Raw genomic sequence first — 1,137 nt, forward strand, 5'->3', positions numbered from 1 at the left:
GCAGGGCTCTGATCCTTGCAGGCGTAGCGATAAAGAGGTCGACTTGATGCCTGAAAGCCGCTCCCAGGAAAACTCGTCAGATGGTTTCTCCCGGATTATCCTGAATCCCATGACGAATCCATCTTCGATCCCTTCCGGTGCCTGGCCTTCCTGGGTGTCATCCGACCTCGTGGCAGGGCGTAGCGTGTCCCTTTCCGAGCTTCAGGCACAGGGAGACAGGTTATACTGGCTCGAAGGCAGACCGCAGGAAGGGGGGCGCACGGCCCTTGTCAGCCTCAAACGCGGCGAAACGCCACGGGATTTGCTCCCCATCGATTACCAGATCGGCACAAATGTCCATGAATATGGTGGCGGCGCCTATGAGGTGTCGTCATGTCAGAAAGTCGTTTTCAGCGATCGCAAGACCGGGGCTGTCTCGCTCTATCATCCTGATGGCAGCATCACCCCCATGGCCTGCACAGCAGGTTGCGCCTATGCGGACTTCAGTTTCGATGCCACTGGCAGCGGCGTTTTCTGCGTCCGGGAAGATCATCGCGGGGAAGGCGAACCCCGCGCCGCCATTGTCTGGCTCGACAGGCAGGACGAAATCGTTCTGGTCGAAGGTGATGATTTCTACGCCGCACCGCGCCCCGCACCCGGCAATGGCCATCTGGCATGGATAAGCTGGTCCCACCCCGACATGCCCTGGGATGCCACGAGATTCCTCATCGCACCGCTATCATGGCAGGCACGGCGCCCGCATATTGGCGCAACACGCATACTCGCAGGCGATGGTACGCGATGCAGTTGTGTCGATCCTGTCTGGGAAAGCGCTGACACGCTTCTGGTCAGTCTGGACGCGCAGGGTAGCTGGCGGCCCTGCCGCTTTTTCATCCCGAATGAGACAGACACTCCGGTCGGCCCCGACTATCTGCCAGATCCGAGAGGAGAGACAGGCTTTCCGCACTGGGTTTTCGGTCAGCGCAGCCTGTCGCCAATCGGTGAGGGGCGTGTCATGGCCCAAATCATTACAGAGGGTCTGAGCCGTACCGCCCTGTTTGAAAATGGGGTGTGGACGACATGGCCGCATATCGATGCTGCTCAGGTACCCGTCTGGTTTGGTGACGAGCCTGCCTGGATCGAGACTGCCCCCGATGC

General features: G+C 59.9%; 1 pseudogene. It reads left to right on the forward strand.

The features are described from left to right. Window positions 1–109 precede the first annotated feature (109 nt). A pseudogene (locus P792_RS38500) lies at window positions 110–1,137 on the forward strand (S9 family peptidase); the annotation flags it as partial.

The organism is Asaia sp. SF2.1 (genome assembly GCF_000505765.1).
Classification (GTDB): domain Bacteria; phylum Pseudomonadota; class Alphaproteobacteria; order Acetobacterales; family Acetobacteraceae; genus Asaia; species Asaia bogorensis.